This window comes from Acinetobacter sp. YH16042, assembly GCF_013417245.1.
Lineage (GTDB): Bacteria > Pseudomonadota > Gammaproteobacteria > Pseudomonadales > Moraxellaceae > Acinetobacter > Acinetobacter amyesii.
On record NZ_VPEJ01000116.1, the window covers coordinates 1 to 1,435 of the forward strand.

At 33.9% G+C, this 1,435-nt stretch carries 1 protein-coding gene and 1 pseudogene; one reads left to right on the forward strand and one right to left on the reverse strand.

Annotation, left to right across the window (positions count from 1 at the left end; all coding sequences use genetic code 11):
- Window positions 1-26: 26 nt before the first annotated feature.
- Window positions 27-953 (forward strand): replication initiation protein RepM, encoded by a 927-nt coding sequence (repM, locus tag FTV37_RS17410; protein WP_180064338.1) that lies wholly within the window; start codon window positions 27-29, stop codon window positions 951-953.
- 57 nt (window positions 954-1,010) lie between these two features.
- Here repM and FTV37_RS17415 read toward each other — a convergent pair.
- A pseudogene (locus FTV37_RS17415) lies at window positions 1,011-1,435 on the reverse strand (hypothetical protein); the annotation flags it as partial.

The following is a 1,435-nucleotide window of genomic DNA, read 5'->3' on the forward strand; positions in this document are numbered from 1 at the left end:
AAATATTTGTTGCTACATAGAATGACATGACAGACTTGGTCGTAAAATCTAATAGACTTGTACAAGCTTTACAGACACTTACTTTAAGCGAAACCCGTTTACTTCAGCTTGCAATTGTAGATGCTCGTGAGACTGGGCAAGGATTATCAACAGATGAACCTTTAGAATTAGATGCTCTTAGATATGCTAAAGCATTTAACGTTTCTCCAGATGCAGCTTATTTAGCGTTAATTGAAGCAGAAGATTCTCTTTTTAAGAGACAATTCACGATTACCAATGAAGATGGAACTTTAACAAAAAGTCGCTGGATTCAAGATGCTAATTATCGGAAAGGTGAAGGAAGAATTTTAGTTACCCTAACTCGTGTGGTAATTGAACATGTCACTAAAATAGATGGGTTTGAACAGTACTTTACTAGTTATCATTTGAAAAAAACTGCTGACTTCAAAAGCGTTTATGCAGTACGTCTTTATGAGCTCTTAATGCAATGGAAGTCTGTAGGCAAAACACCTATGTATGAGTTAAATAAATTCCGTAGTCAAATAGGTATAGGAGTTAATGAATACGCTCGTATGGAAGCTTTTAAAAGACGTGTTTTAGATATTGCTATTGATCAAATTAACGAGTTTTCTGACATTACAGTTAAATATGAGCAACATAAAAAAGGGCGTTCTATTTCAGGTTTTTCATTCACCTTCAAACAGAAGAAAACGGGCAATCAATCAGTAGAAAACAAGCGAGATCCAAAAACGGTAAATATTTTCTCAACCATGACAGATGCTCAACGACACTTATTCGCCAATAAAATGGCTAAATTGCCTGAATTAAGTGAGTATTCACAGGGAACTGAAAGCTATGAAGAATTTGCCATTCGTATTGCAGATATGCTTTTAGAGCCACCAAAATTCAGAATGTTTTACCCCCTATTAGAACAATTAGGTTTTAGGGGGTGACTTTTAATTTAGCTTTAGTATTAACAAGTTCCCCTGATAGCTTAGAGAACTATTCTTCTAGTCATAATTGATGCTACTACGATCATAATTTGCAGGATAGCCATCCAATTCCACATTTATAATATCGTAGTCATCATCTACTGTTTTTAATCGGCCATCATCCGATTTTTTGTCTAAATCTTCCTCTAAATTTTCTTCTACATCTTCTTCTAAATCTTCCAAAAATCCTTTTGCATAGACTGGTTTACCAAAAATTTCCATTAATTCAAAATAGTTATCTCCAGACGCATCTGCTGTAACTTTCAATACATTTAATCCGTGCCTCTTAGTAATTGAGGCTTGTGTAAATGAATTACCTTTCAGTAAGGGTTGAATATAGATTCTTAAAAACTGAGAGGCTTGTTCATATGAACTAAATTCTTTTTTAAATGTATAAAAAGCTTTATCAACTGGAGGTAAGTTAAAAAGTTTTCTATCACGAT